This window comes from Acinetobacter schindleri CIP 107287, assembly GCF_000368625.1.
Classification (GTDB): Bacteria; Pseudomonadota; Gammaproteobacteria; order Pseudomonadales; family Moraxellaceae; genus Acinetobacter; species Acinetobacter schindleri.
Genome location: NZ_KB849575.1, coordinates 517,853 through 538,012, shown reverse-complemented (window position 1 = coordinate 538,012; position 20,160 = coordinate 517,853). Strand labels below are relative to the sequence as shown.

General features: G+C 43.2%; 20 protein-coding genes. 8 read left to right on the top strand and 12 right to left on the bottom strand.

From position 1 onward, the window contains the following. Positions 1-5: 5 nt before the first annotated feature. The 7 genes from era to F955_RS05690 all read right to left on the bottom strand — a co-directional run bounded on the left by era (position 6) and on the right by F955_RS05690 (position 6,967). Positions 6-1,034, bottom strand: coding sequence for a GTPase Era (era, locus tag F955_RS05720; RefSeq protein WP_004815199.1), 1,029 nt, complete (start codon positions 1,032-1,034; stop codon positions 6-8). Next, the gene (gene rnc, locus F955_RS05715; RefSeq protein WP_004892265.1) at positions 1,034-1,732 is read right to left on the bottom strand and encodes a ribonuclease III; all 699 of its coding nucleotides are present in this window, start codon (positions 1,730-1,732) and stop codon (positions 1,034-1,036) included. The genes era and rnc overlap by 1 nt, the downstream gene beginning before the upstream one ends. Further along, a complete protein-coding gene (locus tag F955_RS05710; protein ID WP_004815195.1) occupies positions 1,704-2,075 on the bottom strand; it encodes a DUF4845 domain-containing protein in 372 nt (123 codons plus the stop codon). Before F955_RS05710 ends, rnc begins: the two co-directional genes overlap by 29 nt. Positions 2,076-2,102: 27 nt before the next feature. After that, positions 2,103-2,930 carry a signal peptidase I gene (lepB, locus tag F955_RS05705; RefSeq protein WP_004815193.1) on the bottom strand — a complete coding sequence of 276 codons (828 nt, stop codon included), beginning with the start codon at positions 2,928-2,930 and terminating at the stop codon, positions 2,103-2,105. Positions 2,931-2,950: 20 nt separating this feature from the next. Beyond that, positions 2,951-4,768 carry a translation elongation factor 4 gene (gene lepA, locus F955_RS05700; protein ID WP_004815191.1) on the bottom strand — a complete coding sequence of 606 codons (1,818 nt, stop codon included), beginning with the start codon at positions 4,766-4,768 and terminating at the stop codon, positions 2,951-2,953. Positions 4,769-5,003: 235 nt separating this feature from the next. Further along, the gene (locus F955_RS05695) at positions 5,004-5,459 is read right to left on the bottom strand and encodes an acyl-CoA thioesterase (protein WP_004892263.1); all 456 of its coding nucleotides are present in this window, start codon (positions 5,457-5,459) and stop codon (positions 5,004-5,006) included. Between the two features lie 122 nt (positions 5,460-5,581). Further along, positions 5,582-6,967 carry a Do family serine endopeptidase gene (locus F955_RS05690; RefSeq protein WP_004892260.1) on the bottom strand — a complete coding sequence of 462 codons (1,386 nt, stop codon included), beginning with the start codon at positions 6,965-6,967 and terminating at the stop codon, positions 5,582-5,584. Positions 6,968-7,195: 228 nt separating this feature from the next. Here F955_RS05690 and nadB point away from each other — a divergent pair, with 228 nt between their 5' ends. Continuing rightward, entirely contained in the window at positions 7,196-8,839 is a 1,644-nt protein-coding gene (gene nadB, locus F955_RS05685; protein WP_167539041.1) for an L-aspartate oxidase, read from the top strand. A gap of 396 nt (positions 8,840-9,235) precedes the next feature. Here nadB and F955_RS05680 read toward each other — a convergent pair whose 3' ends face one another. The 4 genes from F955_RS05680 to pabC all read right to left on the bottom strand — a co-directional run bounded on the left by F955_RS05680 (position 9,236) and on the right by pabC (position 12,212). Next, positions 9,236-9,658, bottom strand: coding sequence for a PaaI family thioesterase (locus F955_RS05680; protein ID WP_004892257.1), 423 nt, complete (start codon positions 9,656-9,658; stop codon positions 9,236-9,238). 70 nt (positions 9,659-9,728) lie between these two features. After that, positions 9,729-10,334: a dTMP kinase gene (gene tmk, locus F955_RS05675; protein WP_004892254.1), complete on the bottom strand. Its 606-nt coding sequence runs from the start codon at positions 10,332-10,334 to the stop codon at positions 9,729-9,731. Positions 10,335-10,343: 9 nt separating this feature from the next. Next, positions 10,344-11,396: an endolytic transglycosylase MltG gene (gene mltG, locus F955_RS05670; RefSeq protein WP_004892253.1), complete on the bottom strand. Its 1,053-nt coding sequence runs from the start codon at positions 11,394-11,396 to the stop codon at positions 10,344-10,346. Between the two features lie 3 nt (positions 11,397-11,399). Continuing rightward, entirely contained in the window at positions 11,400-12,212 is an 813-nt protein-coding gene (gene pabC, locus F955_RS05665; RefSeq protein ID WP_004892249.1) for an aminodeoxychorismate lyase, read from the bottom strand. Between the two features lie 160 nt (positions 12,213-12,372). Here pabC and F955_RS05660 point away from each other — a divergent pair, with 160 nt between their 5' ends. The 7 genes from F955_RS05660 (at position 12,373) to F955_RS05630 (ending at position 19,069) form a co-directional block, all read left to right on the top strand. Then, positions 12,373-13,380: a sulfate ABC transporter substrate-binding protein gene (locus tag F955_RS05660; protein WP_004892246.1), complete on the top strand. Its 1,008-nt coding sequence runs from the start codon at positions 12,373-12,375 to the stop codon at positions 13,378-13,380. Positions 13,381-13,557: 177 nt separating this feature from the next. After that, positions 13,558-14,571 (top strand): sulfate ABC transporter substrate-binding protein, encoded by a 1,014-nt coding sequence (locus F955_RS05655; RefSeq protein ID WP_004892244.1) that lies wholly within the window; start codon positions 13,558-13,560, stop codon positions 14,569-14,571. 31 nt (positions 14,572-14,602) lie between these two features. Further along, a complete protein-coding gene (locus tag F955_RS05650; protein ID WP_004892242.1) occupies positions 14,603-15,208 on the top strand; it encodes an RBBP9/YdeN family alpha/beta hydrolase in 606 nt (201 codons plus the stop codon). 86 nt (positions 15,209-15,294) lie between these two features. Beyond that, positions 15,295-16,128: a sulfate ABC transporter permease subunit CysT gene (cysT, locus tag F955_RS05645; RefSeq protein ID WP_004815168.1), complete on the top strand. Its 834-nt coding sequence runs from the start codon at positions 15,295-15,297 to the stop codon at positions 16,126-16,128. Next, positions 16,125-17,018: a sulfate ABC transporter permease subunit CysW gene (cysW, locus tag F955_RS05640; RefSeq protein ID WP_004892240.1), complete on the top strand. Its 894-nt coding sequence runs from the start codon at positions 16,125-16,127 to the stop codon at positions 17,016-17,018. Before cysT ends, cysW begins: the two co-directional genes overlap by 4 nt. 11 nt (positions 17,019-17,029) lie before the next feature. Then, on the top strand, positions 17,030-18,091 hold the full coding sequence (locus tag F955_RS05635; RefSeq protein ID WP_004892238.1) for a sulfate/molybdate ABC transporter ATP-binding protein: 1,062 nt from the start codon (positions 17,030-17,032) through the stop codon (positions 18,089-18,091). Between the two features lie 54 nt (positions 18,092-18,145). Continuing rightward, the gene (locus F955_RS05630; protein WP_004892236.1) at positions 18,146-19,069 is read left to right on the top strand and encodes a CysB family HTH-type transcriptional regulator; all 924 of its coding nucleotides are present in this window, start codon (positions 18,146-18,148) and stop codon (positions 19,067-19,069) included. 235 nt (positions 19,070-19,304) lie between these two features. Here F955_RS05630 and carO read toward each other — a convergent pair whose 3' ends face one another. After that, the gene (carO, locus tag F955_RS05625; RefSeq protein WP_004892234.1) at positions 19,305-20,036 is read right to left on the bottom strand and encodes an ornithine uptake porin CarO; all 732 of its coding nucleotides are present in this window, start codon (positions 20,034-20,036) and stop codon (positions 19,305-19,307) included. Positions 20,037-20,160 lie beyond the last annotated feature (124 nt).

Below are 20,160 nucleotides of genomic sequence, written 5' to 3'. Positions count from 1 at the left end.
CAAAATTAAATATCGCTATAACCTAAGCTTTTTAATGCTCGTTCATCATCAGACCAGCCACCTTTGACTTTCACCCAAAGTGTCAGCATGATTTTCTGTTCGAACATTTTTTCCATATCGACACGTGCATCCATGCCAATTTTTTTCAACTTAGAGCCTTTTTCACCAATCACAATGGCTTTCTGGCCAGGGCGATCAACGAAAATCGTCGCATCGATATAGGTACATGCCGGTTTCATGCGACCGGTTTTCTCATTCAAGGTCGGCTCCTCCGTTTTAAAGGATTCGATCTGAACAGTTAAGTCATATGGCAGCTCTTCACCCAACTGACGCATGATCTTTTCACGGATAATTTCAGATGCCAGGAAGCGCTCTGAACGGTCAGTCAGCTGATCCAGTGAATATAACGGTGGCTGGAACGGCAGATAATTAGCAATCGTTGTACGCAGATGCTCAAGGTTAGCACCACGCAACGCAGAAACCGGTACGATTTCAGCAAAGTTCATCAGCTTGGCACGTTCTTGAATCAAAGGTAATGCATGGTTTTTATTTTCTAGTGTATCAATCTTATTGATCACCAGAATGACCGGCATATCCGCATTTTTCAGCTTTTCCAAAACCAGGTCGTCGTTTGGCGTCCACTTATCTGCATCAACAACAAATAAAACCAGGTTTACATCCCGTAGTGCAGAGTGTGCAGCGCGGTTCATCATTTTATTGATGGCACGTACTTCTTTCTTGTGCATCCCTGGAGTATCCACAAATACTGCCTGAGATTTCTCACGTGAATCAATGCCCACAATCTTGTGACGTGTGGTTTGTGGCTTACGTGAAGTAATCGAAAGTTTCTGTCCCAAAATATGGTTCATCAAGGTTGATTTACCCACGTTTGGACGACCAACAATCGCAACAAAACCACTGCGGTAATCCGAAGGGATTTCAGTGCCTTGTTCGCTAAAAAATTGACTAATTAAGTCATTGCTGTCGCTTTGCGACTCGTGATCAGCATCGATGTGATCGGAATGAGTAGTCATTAAGACTTGTGCTCCAATAGTTTTAAAATTTCTGCTGCAACTGCTTGTTCAGCAAAACGGCGACTTGAACCCTCGCCGATCAGGATAGGTAAGTCCTCAATCCGGCACTCCACTTTGAAATGCTGGTTTGGGGCATCCCCTTGAATATCTACAACCTCGTAAACTGGGAGAGGTTTCTTACGTGCTTGTAAATACTCTTGTAAGCGAGATTTAGGGTCTTTAAGCTGATCGGTCGGCTCAATATGGTCTAAATACGGTTCGTACCATTTTAACACAATCAGCTCTAACACGGTGAGATCACCGCAATCGACATAGATCGCACCAATAATGGCTTCTACCGTATCTGCCAGTATAGACTCACGATGATGACCACCAGATTTCAATTCACCGGTACTGAGAATTAAATTCTGGCTCAGCTTTAAATCATTGGCGATTTTTCCTAATGCTTCCTGACGAACCAGAGTCGCACGCATACGCGTTAAACGGCCTTCATTTTCGTGTGGATAAGCAGTGAAGAGATAATTGGCAATGATCATCCCTAAAAGCGAATCGCCCAGAAATTCCAGGCGCTCGTAGTTGTGTTTATGACTGACTGAACGATGGGTCAATGCCAGTTTCAGCAAATCAGCCTGTTTAAACTGATAGCCGATCCGCTTGGCAAGACGTTCATCATTTAGCTTTGACTGTGCTTTGATCAAACTCTTTCTCAAACTTCATCACTAAATCGATATTCATTAGAAAATTCTTGCGAACTTCATAATTCTTTCTTACGACCATCGCTTGCGCATTGTCGAGAATAACATTCTGCTTAATGTCAAAATCGCGAATATTATTCATCTCTAAACGCTTAGACAGTTCCGAATTAAATTTCTCCGGCGTGATATTTGCAGGAGCTGTTTTTAGTAGCTCCTCAATCTGGCTATCTACTAGGCGATCATCGAAATACGGTCCCCATACCGCAATTGCGATTTTTGCCAGAAAAGCAAACCCCATAATTGCAAACAATATTGCAATATACGATGCACCTTGTTGATGTCTCATTTTTATTTTCCCAATTGAAACAATAAATTAGTCAATTGTTCCGTTTCGGCTAAACGAAGGTAATTTAAAACCTGGTTCTTTATGCATCCATACATAGAATGCGCGACCGGTTAAATTTTCTTCCGGAACAAATCCCCAGAAGCGACTGTCAGCACTCTGATCACGATTATCCCCCATCGCAAAGTACTGACCTTCTGGAACTTTTACTTCCCAATATAAACCATTTTCACCTGAATATTTACCATTTTCCACAAAGTTGATAAATGGTGCCTGACGCGCCACATTTACCCCTTCAAGCTCACGCATGGTAAAGGTATGCTTACCTAAAGTCTCTTTGTGATAAATTGATTCAGGCGTATCTAAACGGTCTTTTTCACGGCTAAATTCAACAGGAACTTTAGTGACTTTTTCACCATTAATAATCAATTGACCATGATCATAGACAATATGATCACCCGGTAAACCTACAATACGTTTGATATAGCTAATGCCAGGTTGTGGTGGATAACGGAATACCGCCACTTCACCACGTTCTGGACTTCCAGTATCAATAATTTTGCTATTGATGATGGGCAGACGCACACCATAATCGAATTTATTGACCAGAATGAAGTCACCTGTTTCTAGAGTGGGCACCATGGAATCAGATGGAATATTAAAAGGCTCGTACAAGAATGAACGCAAAACCAGCACAACGGTCAGCACTGGCCAGAAGTCATAAGCCCAGGTAATGATAAAATTTTCATTGCCCTTGCCTTTGGTCTGTCGTTGTTTCAGAACAAACTTATCAAGCAGCCAGATTGCAATAAAAAACAGCGTGGCAGGAACAAGAATTAAATTAAAATCAAAATCCATGGGCTTATATCCTTATTATTTTAGCGTTCGACTTTTAATACGGCTAAGAACGCTTCTTGTGGGATTTCTACGCTACCCACCTGTTTCATACGTTTCTTACCTTCTTTCTGTTTAGACAGAAGTTTTTTCTTACGTGACACGTCACCACCATAACATTTCGCCAATACGTTTTTACGCATCGCTTTTACAGTCGAACGGGCAATGATTTGCGCACCAATGGCTGCCTGAATCGCGACATCAAACATTTGACGTGGAATCAGGTCTTTCATTTTTTCAACCAGGGCAATACCACGGTGACGTGCATCCTGACGGTGACAGATCATCGCCAAGGCATCCACTTTGTCACCATTGATCAGAACATCAACTTTAACCAATGATGAACTTTCAAAGCGCACAAAGTTATAGTCCAGTGAGGCAAAACCGCGTGAGCAAGACTTCAGTTTGTCGAAGAAATCCATGACCACTTCAGCCATTGGAATTTCAAAGGTAATGGATACCTGATTACTCATGAACTTCATGTCTTTTTGCACGCCACGGCGCTCAACACACAAGGTCATCACATTGCCCAGATATTCTTGTGGTACTAAGATATGACATTCTGCAATCGGTTCACGCAGGTCTTCTACTGTTGAACCGTCTGGCATTTTTGATGGACTGTCGACATAGATCGTTTGACCATTTTTCATCACCGCTTCATAAATTACAGTCGGTGCAGATGAAATCAGATCCAGATCGTATTCACGTTCTAAACGCTCCTGCACGATCTCCATATGCAGCATACCCAAGAAGCCACAACGGAAACCAAAACCAAGTGCATCTGAGCTTTCTGGTTCAAAGAACAAGGCAGAGTCGTTAATCTGTAATTTTTGCAGCGCTTCACGGAAAGGTTCAAAGTCACTGGCATCAATCGGGAACAGACCAGCATAAACCTGTGGTTTAACCTTCTTGAAACCCGGTAACACTTCAACATCTGGAGTGGATGCAAGGGTGATCGTATCACCGACTGGCGCACCAAAGATGTCTTTAATCCCTGCAATCACAAAACCTACTTCACCCGCTTCAAGAATATCGGTTTCGGTATGCTTTGGATTGAAGATACCCACTGAAGTAATGATGTGCGTCTGACCAGTTGATTTCATCAACATCTTGTCGCCTTTACGTACACGACCCTGTTTCACACGAACTAAAGACACAACGCCCAGGTAGTTATCGAACCATGAGTCGATAATCAATGCTTGCAGCGGTGCATCACGGTCACCTGTTGGCGCAGGAATCACATTCACCAGAGTTTCCAGCACACCTTCAATACCCAGGCCTGTTTTTGCAGAACAGGTCGGTGCTTCAGTGGCTTCAATACCAATGATATCTTCAATTTCCTGAATTACACGCTCAGGTTCAGCCTGCGGCAAGTCAATCTTGTTCAGAACTGGCAATACTTCCAGACCTTGCTCAATTGCGGTATAGCAGTTTGCAACAGACTGTGCTTCTACACCCTGTGCTGCATCTACAACCAGCAATGCACCTTCACACGCAGCAAGCGAACGCGATACTTCATAAGAGAAGTCCACGTGTCCCGGGGTATCAATGAAGTTCAGCTGATATTCCTGACCATTCGGGTGTGTGTAGTACAAGGTCACCGATGCCGCTTTAATGGTAATCCCACGTTCGCGTTCAAGTTCCATAGAATCGAGAACCTGAGCCTGCATTTCACGATCCTGCAAACCACCACAGGTTTGAATGAATCGATCCGCCAGGGTCGATTTACCGTGGTCAATATGCGCAATAATCGAGAAGTTACGAATGTTTTTAATATCAACAGATTTTTTAGCTTGCGCCATGGGCTACCTTGAGAAAAAAACGCGCCATGCAATATAAAGGGATTGCACAACAAAAGCCGAATAGAAATTGCCGAGGATTATAGCAGAATGCAGTTACAGAAAAAGAATTATATTTTCGTCGCTCATTCCACTACTTTATTTGCCATGAAATCGCTCTAACCAAGTTTTGGCAACATCAGAGCGATTGTCATTTAAATACACATAACCATACTTAAATCTGCTTCATTGCTGATATTTAATCTGTCAGATACAACTGACTAAAATCCAAAGGATTGATATCTGCTAATAAGGGTTGATACGCTTGGGTAAATGTCGGGGACATCCGCTTCGGACGGCCAGTGGCAATTTCCACACAGGCCCATTGCGTACTCCCTGTAAAGAGTAGGCTCTGATCTGCCGGGCGATAGAAGGCATACTGGCGGAATGAATAGAGTGCATTGATATCATTTAACCAAGTACGCAAAATCAGCTCATCACCTTCAAATGCTGCCTTGCGATATTGCACATGATGCTCAACTGCGACCATGGCATGCTTTAGTTCCAGGTACTGCTCTAGACCCAAACCGATCTGTTCAATATGCGCGGTTGCAACATCCTGCATCCACTGCACATAGACCACATTATTTACATGCCCCAAGATATCAATATGTTCTGGTTTTACTGTTAACTTCAGATCAAAAATACCCTTCACGCGTTGCTTATCCTTTAGATCATATAGCGACTTAGAGTCTACAGATTTTATTTGCAGGGTAAATTGCCAAATATTAAAAAAACCGCCTGAGTTCAGACGGTTTTTACCAACAAATGATGCGTTTATGAGACCCGCATGCCCACGATCACGCGCTGTCCTTGACGGATAAGTGTTACCCGCGCGACGCTGCCTTTGTTTAATTCAGATACAGTTTCCACAAACTGGTTGCTGTTCAGAACAGTCTTGCCATTAATATTGGTCACCACATCATTCGGCATAATACGTGCTTGTGCCGCAACTCCACCTGGACGCACATCCTGAATCACTACACCACCTTTGATATCTAAACTACTCATTTCATTTGGTGTCAGGTTACGAATAGTGACCCCGATGACTGGTCCTTTGTTTGGTTGCGCCTGATTGCTGGCATTCGCTGGGGTATCGTCCGGTGCTGCACTTAAAGTGGCATTGATATTACGGCGTTTGTCATCACGCAAGACTTCTAACTGGATCTGCTGTTTTGGTGCAGAACGGTTTAAGTAATTCAACAATTCACTGGTACGAGAAATATCAGTCCCGTTATATTTAAGAATGACATCTCCCGCCTGTAAGCCTGCTTTGGCCGCTGGCGAGTTGGGTGCAATCTGGGTTACCAATGAACCTTCCGGCTTAGACAGCTTATAAGATTCTGCCAGATTACGGTCAATATCTTGCAAGCTTACGCCCAGATAAGAACGGGTAACTTTACCATTGCGTTTCAACTGGTCTGCCACTTCCATTGCGACATCAATGGGAATGGAGAATGACAAGCCCATATAACCGCCAGTTCCACTAAAGATACGTGAATTCACCCCGACTACTTCACCCTGCTGGTTAAACAGCGGCCCACCAGAATTCCCCGGGTTTAAAGCTACGTCAGTCTGAATGAATGGCACTGCAGTTTCACCCATCATATTACGCATCTTGGCGCTGACAATTCCGGCAGAAGCCGAATAGTCAAAACCAAATGGTGAACCGATGGCGAGTACAGGCTCACCGACACGTAAACGCCCCACATCTCCCGTGCGTAATTCCGGGAAACCTGCACCATTGACCTTCAGTAAAGCCACGTCAGTACGTTCATCGCTACCTACAACTGTCGCATCAATTTCACGACGGTCATTTAAGGTAATGGTCACCTTGGATGCATTTTCAATCACATGGTGATTAGTCAGCAAATAGCCGTCTTTACTGATAAAGAAGGCGCTGCCATACCCTGTTTTTTCTTGAGGTGCACGTGGCTGAGGAATAATGACCTGATTACCAAAGAAACGGCGTAAAATATCTGGAATTTGTTGTTGTAATAGTTCTTCTTCGGACATTTTTTTAACAACATTGACACTCACCACTGCCGGACTGACTTGTGCAACCAGATTTGAAAAATCAACTGGAGTGGCTGCCCCCGCCTGCAATGCTGTCATTGTTAACGTTGCTGCAAATATTCCGTGTTTAACATCCAAGATTTTCATATATTTATTCACTCAAATGACTGATAAACCTATTTAAATTAGTTTTATCATAAACTATACAAAATTTAAGTAACGAAATGTTCTTATTCTACTTCCTGATATTATGCCATTTTTAAAGACTTAAGTTTCAGCTTTCATTACTTTTTTTCATAAATTTATGGGTAGATAAATGCTTGCCTTTTGTACAAAAAAGCGCTGTGATAGCCGGACTTTTTTTCAGTTAGCTGAATAGTCATGTCTAATTTACACACGACACATCATTTTGATGTGATTATTGTGGGCAGCGGCGGCGCCGGCTTAAGTTTAGCCTTATCTCTACCAGAACATTTTAATATTGCAGTTTTAGCCAAATCAACGCTTACGGATGCGAGTACATTTTATGCCCAGGGGGGTGTGGCAGCTGTACTTGATGAAATGGATTCTCTCGAGCAGCATATCGATGACACCATGATTGCCGGGGCACAATTGTGTGAAATGGATGCAGTCAAGCAGACCGTTGAAGGTGGCAAGCCTTCAGTCGATTTCCTGCTTAAGCATGGTGTGCAGTTCACACTAGACGAACAGGAACAACTGCATTTGACCCGTGAAGGGGGCCATTCTCAGCGCCGTATTATTCACGCAGCAGATGCTACAGGACGTGCAATTTCCACTACTTTGGTACAGCGCGCTCAAGAAAAGCAGAATATTCATATCTTTGAAAATTATATTGCGATTGATCTGATCTGCTCCAAAAAACTTGGTCATGCAGGTGAAAACCGGGCTCTCGGCCTGTATGCATTGGATGAACACACCGAACAGGTACATACTTTCCTAGCACCATTTACTGCCCTAGCCTGTGGTGGTGCAATGAAGGCTTATCTTTATACATCTAATCCAGATATTGCCACTGGTGACGGTATTGCGATGGCTTATCGTGCCGGCTGCCGTGTCGCCAATATGGAGTTCAACCAGTTTCATCCGACCTGTTTATACCATCCGCAAGCGCGTTCATTCCTGATTACTGAAGCCATGCGTGGTGAAGGGGCATACTTACGTCTACCGGATGATGAACGTTTCATGCTGCGTTTTGATGAACGTGCTGAACTGGCACCGCGTGACATCGTGGCGCGTGCCATTGACTATGAAATTAAACGCTTGGGGATCCGTCATGTCTGGCTGGACATTACCCATAAAGATGAAGGCTTTATTAAAGAGCACTTCCCGACGCTGTATGCACGCCTATTAGAGCTGGGAATTGATATCACCAAGGAAATGATTCCGGTCGTACCCGCAGCACACTATACCTGTGGCGGTGTAGTGGTTGATGAGAATAGTCAGACTGATGTTGCTGGTCTATATGCTATTGGGGAGACTTCTTATACCGGCCTGCATGGCGCGAATCGTATGGCCAGTAATTCACTGCTGGAATGCTTTGTTTATGGCATGAGTGCAGCCAAGCATATTCAGGAAAATTTTAAAGCGGATCAATCCGTACCTGAAGTCCCAGCTTGGGATGATTCACAGGTAACGAATCCGGATGAAGATGTAGTGATTCTGCAAAACTGGGATGAGCTGCGTCAGACTATGTGGAACTATGTAGGCATTGTCCGTACCACCAAGCGTCTGGAACGTGCCTTGCACCGGATTGAAATGCTGAAAAAAGAAATTACCGAATATTATCAGGATTATCAGGTCAGCAAAAACCTGATAGAACTGCGTAATCTGGTGCTGGTATCGGAGATGATTGTGCGCTGTGCCATGCAACGTAAAGAATCCCGTGGTCTGCACTATACCTTGGACTATCCGGAACAGTTACCTGAGTTACGCAAAACCGTACTGATTCCCCCAAGTTTTAAAGTGGAACAGCCATTGGTGAATGCAGCAGAAGTTTAAACACTTAAGTGTAAGAAACCGGATCTCATGATCCGGTTTTTTATTTGCTACATATCTTGATTGCGGCTTCCAAGATTTTGAGATAAATCTGAACCCATCACTTGAATATAAGCACAACTACGGCGTGCCGTCTAATGTGAATAATGCTCATTAAGTCTCTCTAGCAGTTTTTTTGAAAGTGGATGTAGCTTCTGTTGAATTAGCTGCTAACTTCATGATCTGCAGTTGCCATTGCCTCTTTCAATCTTCCCACAAATTATGCCTCATTATTTGCACAGGGCCAGCTTTTGTATCGCCGCTCCCAAATCAGCTATATAAATAATAATTAAATCACAACCAATTGAATTTATTTATTTTATCATTATAAAAAAAATATAGTTCTTTTATTTTATGTGATTAAGATACTGATTTAGGCGGAATCGCATAAGTTCCGGTGACATGTGCAACAGGTTCTTCCATACCTTCTGAATAGACCCAAACTTCCCCGACAATAAGCGCTTTTCCAACTTTTATCAGGCGACATTTTCCAATCAGATCACGCTGTCCATCCGGCTTACGCAAAAAATTAATATTGATATTGGTGGTAACAGCTAATCCCACCAGACCAATCTCTCCTAAAATTGCGACATACAAACCAAAGTCCGCGATCGTCATTATGGTTGGCCCAGAAATCGTACCACCTGGACGCAACTGGCTATCACTCACACGGTAACGAACAGTTGAGGTTTGAGGCTGTACATTAATGACCTCACAATGCTCAAGGCTTTGCGGAAATTCTACTTCTAAAAACTGCTGGATCTGTTCAAGTGTACTTTTCATAAAAAATCTTCCATATTGAAAACAATATAGAAGATTTTTTAAAGAATTGAACTGATTTTAATCTGACTGCTCAGACCACCTGTAATTCTGCCATGGCTTGAGCGAAAACCTGCTCTGGAGTTTGAGTCGCATCGAGACGCTTCATACGTTGCGGATGACGCTGCCACAAAGTTTCATAACCGCTTCTTACTTTCTCAAAGAAAGAGACTTTCTCCTGTTCAAAACGATCCAGCGCACCACGTTCACGGGCACGGTTCATGCCGAGTTCAATTGGCGCATCCAGCCAGAAAGTGACATCTGGCATACGTGTCACGAAATTATCATTCAGCAAATTCAGCTTGGCTTCACTGAGTCCACGCCCTGCACATTGATAGGCAAAACTGGCATCAGTAAAACGGTCACACAAGACCATCTTACCTGCCTTAAGCGCAGGTAGAATAACCTGTGCTAAATGCTGCGCGCGTGCGGCATACATCAATAACAGCTCAGTGTCATTACACATGGCTTCTTCATGATTCACCGCCAGCAATAGTGAACGGATCTGTTCGGCCATCGGCGTGCCACCCGGTTCACGGGTCAACACCACTTCTTTGCCCTGTGCAACAAAATCATCATAGATACGACGAATGAGCGTGGTTTTCCCTACACCTTCAGTGCCTTCAAAGCTGATAAACATGCTCACTCCTTAATTTTTTGAACGTAAAACAGTGAGATATTCCTGCACTGCTCTATTGTGATCTTGTAGATTCGTGCTGAACTTATGCCCACCATTACCCGTTGCAACAAAGTAAATATTTTGTGAATTATCTGGATGCATCGCTGCTTCAATCGCTTTTTTGCTCGGCAGGGCAATTGGTGTTGGCGGCAAGCCTGAAATGGTATAGGTGTTATATGCTGTCGGTGTACGCAGATCCTGACGGGTAATATTGCCTTGATATTTATCTCCCATGCCATAAATTACGGTTGGGTCAGTTTGCAAGCGCATCCCCATTTTCAGACGGCGTACAAATACACCAGACACCTGCTCCAGTTCACTATCCAGACTGGTTTCTTTTTCAATAATCGAGGCCATAATCAGTGCTTCGTATTTATTCTGATAAGGCAAACCACTGGCACGGTTTTTCCAAGCCTCATCTAAAGACTGCATCTGATGACGATACAAATCTGTCAGAATCTTACGGTCGGTTTCACCTTTGGCAAAGAAATAGGTATTCGGTGCAAATAAACCCTCAGGATGATCAAACGGAATATTTAACTCTTTCAACAATTGATCAGTTGGCAGATTTACTACTTCTTTCGTGACTAAATCATCTTTCTTTAAGGTATCGATCAGCTGTTTGAAAGTGGTACCTTCAATGACCAGAATACGGTTCATCTGGGCATTTTCCGAATTGGAAATCATTTCCAGCACTTGACGGATACTCATGCCATCGCGTACTTCATAAACACCTGCTTTCATCGTGTCATGAATGATAAAACGCTGATAAACTTTCAAAAGGATCGGAAAGCTGACATGACCTTCTTTCGCCAGACGGTCAATAAAGCCAGAATAGGTATCCCCAGCACTGATCGCCAGCATCTGTTTTTTACCTTCAACCGGATAATCTCTAAACAGGCTGCTTTTGAGAATCACGGCCAAGATCAATACAAGACCCAGGACAACGACCAATACACCTTTAAGTTGAAAAGCTGATTTCGCTTTATTTTTCTTTTTTCGTGTGGATTTGCTGGCGGACATATTTTAAATGATCTGATGTAAATGAAGACGATGAAATAACTCAATACAGACTTCTGTATCCAGTGTTTTTTGTTCAAATTGAGTAACAATTTTCATAGGGCTCAGTGCATTGCAGAAGAATAGACTCTGAATAGAAGAAATTTCATTCAAATCCAGACTGCGCTGTTCACAAATAATGCCTTGCTGCAACATACGCTCCAGAATCTCGGCACGCATTACCCCTGTAACGCCATTATAGCGAAGTTCCGGAGTAATCCACGTGTTGTTTATCCTTAAAAAACAATTACTGCTTACCCCTTCAACAATTTCACCCTGCACATCACAAACCAGTGCTTCGCCCCAGCCCTGCTGATCTGCTTCCTGTTTGAGCATGACCTGCTCTAAACGATTCAGTGTTTTTAACCCGACTAATTGCGGCATACACAGACCAAGTGCAGTATTTAAGACACCACTTTCAATCTGCTCAAAGTGATGCTCATGAAGCATTTGCGGATAGTAATACAGCCAAACATCTGCTGGATGGTCTGGCAAGCTATAGCCGCGCTGGCCAATGCCCCGACTCAGAATAATTTTCAAGGTGCCGTTTAAGCTAGAAGTTAAGTCACGTAATTGTTCTAAAGTTGCATCAATCAGGTTTAAGTCCGCTTGTAGCTGCATTTTCTGACTGCTTATATGCAGGCGTGATAAATGCCGTTCCTGCAGTTCAATACGGTTATTGCGAATCCGGGCTGTAGTAAAGCAGCCATCGCCATAATGAAAGGCGCGATCAAGCAAATCTATCTGATTGACTTGTTGTGCATTTTTAAAACACAGCATGATTTCCCACCTCTCAGGTCGATGTCACAGCATACAAAGCTATACTGCATACACATATCTGTTTTACTCACATAAAATTCTTTTTTAATTATTTTTTATGTAAAAAAACTCCAGCTATTCTTGCCCCATCCAACAAAAACCAAGAACACTTGAGGCAAATATGAACGTCCATAAATTAAAAATTGGGGTACTTGCAGCACTGATTTCAGCGACTGCATTTAGTGTGTCTGCAAAGGATTTTTTAAATGTATCCTATGACCCAACTCGCGAATTGTACGACAACTTTAACAAAGAATTCAGTGCTTACTGGAAAAAATCTACTGGCCAAGATATTAATTTTAAACAATCACATGGCGGTTCAGGCAAACAGGCACGTGCCGTGATTGATGGTCTGGATGCAGATGTCGTTACACTGGCTCTGGCAGCAGATATTGATGAAATTGCTAAACGTGGCCTGTTACCGGCAGACTGGCAGAAGAAATTCCCGCAAAACTCGACACCATATACCTCAACAATTGTTTTCTTAGTCAAAAAAGGCAATCCGAAAGGCATTAAGGACTGGGGCGACCTAGTTAAACCGGGTGTAGATATCATTACGCCAAACCCGAAGACTTCTGGTGGCGCGCGCTGGAACTACCTGGCAGCTTGGGCATGGGCAAAACACCAGCCAGGGGGTAATGATGCCAAGGCACAAGAATTCGTTCGCCAGATTTATAAACAGACCAAAGTACTGGATTCTGGTGCGCGTGGTGCAACAACGACATTTGCTGAACGCGGCATTGGTGATGTATTGCTGGCTTGGGAAAATGAAGCACATCTGGCACTTCGTGAACAACCCGGCAAGTTTGAAATCATCACGCCTTCTCTGTCTATTCTGGCTGAACCACCTGTGGCAATTGTAGAAAAGAATGCCAAGAAAGATGGTAATGAAAATCTGGCTAAAGCCTACCTCAACTATCTGTACTCACCTGCTGGCCAAGCCGTTGCAGCAAAGAACTTCTACCGTCCTCGTAATGCAGCCGTGTTAAAGCAATACAGTCATGTATTTAAATCACTAAAACTGGTTACGATTGATAAAGAATTTGGAGGCTGGACTAAGGTTCAGAAGCAACACTTTGACAATGGCGGTATCTTTGACCAGATCGTAAAAGCAAACAGTGCAAAATAAAGTCTTATAAATGCAGCGTTAATGGCCTTATTTAATAAGGCCATTTTTGTTTCAAATACGTACTTATCCACTTATCTTTTATTTTCATATAAAATTCATTTTTAATTATTTTTTATGCATAAAGAATAAGTTTATTCTTCACTCATGTTACAAAACGTGTAAGAGTTTGAGGTTCACATGAGCATTACAACAAAATTAAAAATTGGGGTTTTGGCTGCTGTTGTTTCAGCAACTTCTTTTGGTGCAACAGCGCGGGATTTTCTGAATGTCTCTTATGATCCGACGCGTGAACTCTATGAAGACGTCAACAAAGAATTTGGCAAATACTGGAAAAGCCGTACGGGCCAAACTATTAACTTTAAACAGTCACATGGTGGTTCTGGTAAACAGGCACGTGCTGTGATTGATGGTCTGGAAGCTGATGTAGTAACCTTAGCACTGGCTGCTGATATCGACGTTATTGCAGAAAAAGCCAAATTACTCCCTGCGGATTGGCAAAAAAAATTGCCTCACAACTCTACACCTTATACATCAACCATCGTATTCCTGGTGCGTAAAGGCAATCCAAAGAATATTAAAGATTGGGGCGATCTGGTTAAACCTAATGTCGCAATCATTACACCAAATCCAAAAACCTCTGGTGGGGCGCGTTGGAATTATCTGGCAGCGTGGGCTTATGCAAAACACCTACCAGGCGGTAATGATGCCAAAGCCCAAGAATTTGTTCGCAAAATTTATAAGCAGACCAAAGTCCTAGATTCAGGTGCACGTGGTTCAACAACGACATTTGCTGAACGCGGCATTGGTGATGTATTGCTGGCGTGGGAAAATGAAGCGCATCTGGCACTTCGTGAACAACCTGGCAAGTTTGAAATCATCACACCTTCTCTGTCTATTCTGGCTGAACCACCAGTTGCGATCGTAGAAAAAACAGTAGCGAAAAAAGGCAACAAATACCTGGCACAAGGTTACCTGAACTTCCTCTACTCACCACTAGGTCAAGAAATTTCAGCACGTAACTTCTACCGCCCACGTAATGAAAAAGTACTGGCAAAGTACAGTCAGGTCTTCAAGCCATTAAAACTGGTGACGATTGATCAGGAATTTGGGGGTTGGGACAAAGTGCAAAAAGCTCACTTTGAAAATGGCGGCATTTTCGATCAAATCGTGAAAGCCAATACAGCAAAATAAGTTTTGCATTGAACAGATAAGGAGCATTCGCATGATACATACCCTCATTGTTCCAGGTGTAGGTGGCAGTGAACATGATCACTGGCAATCCTGGTTGCAACGTGGCCTGATGCAATGCTCCCGTGTTCAACAGCAAGACTGGAACCATCCGGTACTAAGTAGCTGGGTAGCGCAGTTTGTCAAATCTGTACAGCAGATTGAAGATGATATTGAAATCGTAGCGCACAGCTTTGGCTGCCTGACCAGTCTTGCAGCACTTGACCAGCATCCAGAACTTTGTCGAAAAATTAAAAAACTGGTTCTGGTGGCTCCGGCCAATCCGGCCCGTTTTGGTGAAAATGGCTTTGCACGTCATAGCCAAACAGATTACAGCGCTTATTTTCATCAGCTCAAGCTTCAGGTTCCGACCATCATGCTGATCAGTGAAAATGACCCTTGGCTGAGTTTTGAAGATGCACATGCTTTTGCCAGATCCTGGAAAATCCAACCGATTAATCTGGGCGCAGTCGGTCATGTTAATGTTGCTTCGGGCTTTGGCCCCTTCCCTGAAATTAAACAATACCTAAATTCAGAGATGTCGATGCAACATATCAGTAATGCTGATGAAGGCAAGTATTTTTTTAAATTTGCATTTTAGATGTTGCAAATTATGCTTGTCGCAAATTTCATTTTTAATATTCGCTGGTTGTATTCAATCAGCATTCTCTCTTTTGAGGAGTAATCATGTCGCAGCGATCCCGAGTGCTGCCAGGATTTGGTCTATCTCTAGGCTTTACCCTAGCGTATTTGTCATTAATCGTTCTTATTCCGCTGTCTGCCGTATTTATTAAATCGCTTGGCATTGGCTGGGATGGCTTATGGGAAATCCTGAGCTCTGAACGTATTCTCAAATCACTTCAGCTGAGTTTTAGTGCCGCCATTATCGCAGCCCTGATCAATGTTGTTTTTGGTCTGTTACTGGCTTGGTGTCTGGTACGTTATAGCTTCCCGGGTAAACGTATTATTGATGCTCTGGTAGATTTACCATTTGCCCTGCCAACTGCCGTAGCCGGTATTGCATTAACTTCACTGTATGCACCTACAGGCTGGATCGGTCAGTATCTGGAACCAATAGGTATTCAAGTGGCTTATACCCCGATAGGTATTACCTTGGCGCTGATCTTTATTGGGATTCCTTTTGTGGTGCGTACGGTTCAGCCAGTACTGTCTGATCTGGAAACTGAACTTGAGGAAGCTGCTTCTGCGCTCGGGGCAAACCGCTTCCAAATCGTGACCAAAATTATTTTCCCGATTCTGCTACCCGCATTGATTACAGGCTTTGCCCTGGCATTTGCACGTGGCGTGGGTGAATACGGTTCGGTCATCTTTATTGCCGGTAACCAGCCGTTTAAAACGGAAATTGCTCCACTCATGATTATCTCGCGTCTGGAAGAATATGACTATGCGGGTGCAACCACGATTGCTGTCGTGATGCTATTGATTTCATTTGTGATGCTATTCCTGATTAACTTGTTACAAGCTTGGGCTAGCCGTCGCACAGGGAGAACTGCACGATGAGTTTAAATACCAACAGCAATGCACTTGCTGAAAAGCTGCAATCCCGTGATGCAACTCGCGAGCCAAAATGGGTACGTTATACCCTGCTCACAATTGCGCTGATCTTCTTTTTAAGCTGCCTGATTCTGCCACTGGTATTGGTCTTTGTTGAAGCATTTAAGCAAGGCGTCGGCGTATATACTCAGGCACTGGTTCATCCAGACACATTATCTGCGGTGAAACTAACGCTATTAACTGCTGCAATTGCAGTACCGTTAAACGTGGTATTTGGTGTGGCTGCTGCCTGGTCAGTGGCGAAGTTTAACTTCCCGGGCAAGTCCATTCTGACCACGATTATTGATATACCTTTCTCGGTATCCCCAGTCATCGCCGGTATGATGCTGGTGCTGATTTTCGGTACCCAAGGCTGGATGGGTAGCTGGTTAATGGATAATGACATTAAGATCCTGTACGCCGTACCCGCAATTGTTTTGGCCACCATCTTTATTACGGTACCTTTCGTAGCGCGTGAATTGATTCCTTTAATGGAAGCTCAAGGCACCGAAGAAGAAGAAGCTGCAATTGTACTCGGTGCATCAGGCTGGAAAACCTTCTGGAAAGTGACCCTGCCAAACATTAAATGGGGTCTGATCTATGGCGTGATTCTGTGTAATGCACGTGCCATGGGTGAGTTCGGCGCGGTATCGGTAGTATCCGGTCATATCCGCGGTGAAACCAATACTTTGCCGCTACATGTCGAAATTCTCTATAACGAATATACCTTTAGTGCTGCGTTTGCTGTGTCTTCGCTCCTGGCTCTCCTCGCAATTGTGACCCTGGTGCTTAAAACCTGGGTAGAAATGCGCCAGGAAAAACAAAACAAACGTAATGACGATTTAACAGTTTCTTAAGGAATGCCCACATGAGTATTCAAGTTAAAAATATTGAAAAACACTTTGGTGCATTCCATGCACTGAATAATATTTCCCTGGATTTCCCGGATGGCCAGTTAGTAGCTCTTTTGGGTCCTTCAGGCTGTGGTAAAACCACCCTGCTGCGTATTATCGCTGGTCTTGAATCTGCAGATGGTGGTCAGGTCATTCTGGAAGGTCAGGATGCAACCAACGTCCATGTGCGTGAACGTGAAGTCGGTTTTGTCTTCCAGCACTATGCGCTATTCCGTCATATGACAGTGTATGACAACGTGGCATTTGGTTTACGTGTTCGCCCACGTTCAACCCGTCCATCAGAGACTGAAATCAAGAAACGTGTTACCCGTTTACTGGATCTGGTTCAACTGGGCTTTCTGGCAGATCGCTACCCTGCTCAATTATCTGGTGGTCAGCGTCAGCGTATTGCGCTTGCGCGTGCCCTAGCGGTTGAACCACGCGTACTACTACTAGATGAACCTTTTGGTGCGCTAGATGCCAAAGTGCGTAAAGAACTGCGTCGCTGGTTACGTACCCTGCATGATGAGCTGCATATCACTTCTATCTTCGTGACGCACGACCAGGAAGAAGCACTGGAAGTTGCAGATCAAATTGTGGTGATGAACAAAGGGAATGTCGAACAGATTGGTTCACCACGTGAAGTATATGAAACCCCGAAAACGCCATTCGTGTTCGACTTCCTTGGTCAAGCCAACCGTTTCGAAGGTCAGAATAATGGTGGCATTATTCAGTTGGGTGAAGATCGTATCCAATTTGAGGGAGCTCAAAAACATCCACAAGGTGACGTGATTGTATTCGCCCGCCCTGATGAATTGCGTATCTCCGCTCAGCCACAAGAGAATGCAATTCAGGCGACTTTCATTCGTGAATTATGGATTGCCGGTAAAGTCGTTGCAGAACTGAATGACCGTCAGGGTAACCTGATTGAAATTTCACTGACGCCTGAAGAAGCGCGAGCGCATCAATTCCGACCAAATCAGACCGTATGGTTAAGTCCACTTAACCTGCATTTATTTGCAAATCAGGTTGCTTAAGAAACATTCAGATGGGGCCATTTCAGCCCCATCCGCTTATAGGGTATATAGAAAATGAATTTCCAACAATTAAGAATTATTCGAGAAACTGTTCGTCAAAAATTTAATTTAACTGAAGCTTCTGCAGCACTGTATACCTCACAATCGGGTGTGAGTAAGCATATTAAAGACCTGGAAGATGAACTTGGTGTACAGTTGTTCATCCGTAAAGGTAAGCGTCTACTCGGTCTGACTGAACCAGGTCAGGCACTGCTCGGAATTGTGGAGCGCATGCTGGTCGATGCTGACAATATCAAACGTCTGGCAGATGACTTTAACAAGGTTGATGAAGGGACATTGACCATTGCGACAACGCATACCCAGGCACGTTATGTATTACCGCCGATCGTGAATCAGTTCAAAAAAGAATTTCCAAAAGTTCATCTGATTCTGCAACAGGCCAGTCCGGTTGAAATTACTGAAATGCTGCTACAAGGTGAAGCAGACATCGGGATTGCGACTGAAGCCTTAACTACTGAAGATAACCTGGCCAGTGTGCCGTACTATAACTGGCAACACAGCATTATTACGCCTCAAAACCACCCATTAACCAAGAAAGATAATATCCGTATTGAAGATCTGGCGAATTATCCGATCATCACTTATCACGGTGGTTTTACAGGCCGTTCTAAAATCGATACCGCTTTTGAAGAAGCAGGTTTTGATGTGGATATCGTAATGTCCGCCCTAGATGCCGACGTAATCAAAACTTATGTAGAGCTGAATATGGGGGTCGGTATTGTCAATGATGTGGCATACGACCCAGAACGTGATTATCGCTTAAAACAGATTAAAACTGATATTTTTGGTGTAAATACCACATGGATTGCTGTACGTAAAGGCCATTTATTACGTGGTTATGGCTACGAATTTATCTCGCTTTGCTCTCCAGATGCAGACATTCGAGCACTAAAAAAAGTAGCTTATCCGGATGACTAATTTATAAAATCTAAATAAATGGAATGAGGCTTTTTAGCCTCTTTTTTATGCTTGTTTCAACTAAGTATGTTTGAAATACAGGCATAATTGAGCTTCAGAAGAATATTTAAAAATTAAGAACCTTATGGACTTTTAGCCTGATTTATTGAAGTATGATTAAACACTTAAATTAATTTAATAACTTGATAGATATAAAAAAACGAGCCGAAGCTCGTTTTTTTATTAAATCAAATAATTAGAAGCGGAAGCTTACACCCAGTTTAGCTACTGGTAACCATTCATATTTATTGTCTTCACGAATATTACGTTCTTCACGTTCTACTTGATCGGCAAAATCAGCAACTATCCCATCTTCACTTGTAGCCGAACCTGAAGATGTTAAGTTGACTGTTGGATTACCGTTATAGTAAGCACCGATCTCACCAAACAATCCCCAACGGTTAGTAATTGCAGGAGAGAAACCAATACCTACATATGGGGCAATATTATTTTTGTAAGATAATTGACCATCAATACGTGCACCTCCAGGACCTGCTTCAAATGGAACATCATTAACACTGAAGCTTTCACCAGCACCTACACGACGAGTAATATCATAATCATTATCAATATATGCTACACCTGCAGCCATATAGAACCAGTTTGCCCAAGGACGAATTTCAGCATTCAAGTAGGTTAAATTATTATCCATATCTAAGTCATATTTCGAACCGTCAATTGATAAATCATCGGTCCAAGAAATGTCACCACCGTTATAACCCAAGGTTAAACCTACGTATGGGTTTACACTCCAGGAGATTGCACCACCGTAACCAGTAGTACCGACTTCAGCACGTACAGATGCTGGCTTAAAGAAAGAGAATTCAGCAACGCCTTCATCGGTTACAATGACTTCATCAGCGGCCATGACAGAAGTGGTTGCCGCAGCAAGTACGGACAGCGCAAAATATTTAGCAAAAGTTTTCATCTATGTCTCCTCAAAAAAATTATTTTTAACGTTTTTACTCTTCGTTATGCCTGCATCTTAATTCACAATATGATCACTCTTTATTCAAGTTTTGCTGAGTTTATGTAAACTTTTGATACATTTG

Excerpts from the sequence above, each read along its gene's own strand:
- era (WP_004815199.1), bottom strand. The coding sequence starts at position 1,034 with ATGACTACTCATTCCGATCACATCGATGCTGATCACGAGTCGCAAAGC.
- F955_RS05710 (WP_004815195.1), bottom strand. The coding sequence starts at position 2,075 with ATGAGACATCAACAAGGTGCATCGTATATTGCAATATTGTTTGCAATT.
- lepB (WP_004815193.1), bottom strand. The coding sequence starts at position 2,930 with ATGGATTTTGATTTTAATTTAATTCTTGTTCCTGCCACGCTGTTTTTT.
- lepA (WP_004815191.1), bottom strand. The coding sequence starts at position 4,768 with ATGGCGCAAGCTAAAAAATCTGTTGATATTAAAAACATTCGTAACTTC.
- F955_RS05690 (WP_004892260.1), bottom strand. The coding sequence starts at position 6,967 with ATGAAAATCTTGGATGTTAAACACGGAATATTTGCAGCAACGTTAACA.
- F955_RS05680 (WP_004892257.1), bottom strand. The coding sequence starts at position 9,658 with ATGAAAAGTACACTTGAACAGATCCAGCAGTTTTTAGAAGTAGAATTT.
- tmk (WP_004892254.1), bottom strand. The coding sequence starts at position 10,334 with ATGTTTATCAGCTTTGAAGGCACTGAAGGTGTAGGGAAAACCACGCTC.
- mltG (WP_004892253.1), bottom strand. The coding sequence starts at position 11,396 with ATGTCCGCCAGCAAATCCACACGAAAAAAGAAAAATAAAGCGAAATCA.
- pabC (WP_004892249.1), bottom strand. The coding sequence starts at position 12,212 with ATGCTGTGTTTTAAAAATGCACAACAAGTCAATCAGATAGATTTGCTT.
- F955_RS05660 (WP_004892246.1), top strand. The coding sequence starts at position 12,373 with ATGAACGTCCATAAATTAAAAATTGGGGTACTTGCAGCACTGATTTCA.
- F955_RS05655 (WP_004892244.1), top strand. The coding sequence starts at position 13,558 with ATGAGCATTACAACAAAATTAAAAATTGGGGTTTTGGCTGCTGTTGTT.
- F955_RS05650 (WP_004892242.1), top strand. The coding sequence starts at position 14,603 with ATGATACATACCCTCATTGTTCCAGGTGTAGGTGGCAGTGAACATGAT.
- cysT (WP_004815168.1), top strand. The coding sequence starts at position 15,295 with ATGTCGCAGCGATCCCGAGTGCTGCCAGGATTTGGTCTATCTCTAGGC.
- cysW (WP_004892240.1), top strand. The coding sequence starts at position 16,125 with ATGAGTTTAAATACCAACAGCAATGCACTTGCTGAAAAGCTGCAATCC.
- F955_RS05635 (WP_004892238.1), top strand. The coding sequence starts at position 17,030 with ATGAGTATTCAAGTTAAAAATATTGAAAAACACTTTGGTGCATTCCAT.
- F955_RS05630 (WP_004892236.1), top strand. The coding sequence starts at position 18,146 with ATGAATTTCCAACAATTAAGAATTATTCGAGAAACTGTTCGTCAAAAA.
- carO (WP_004892234.1), bottom strand. The coding sequence starts at position 20,036 with ATGAAAACTTTTGCTAAATATTTTGCGCTGTCCGTACTTGCTGCGGCA.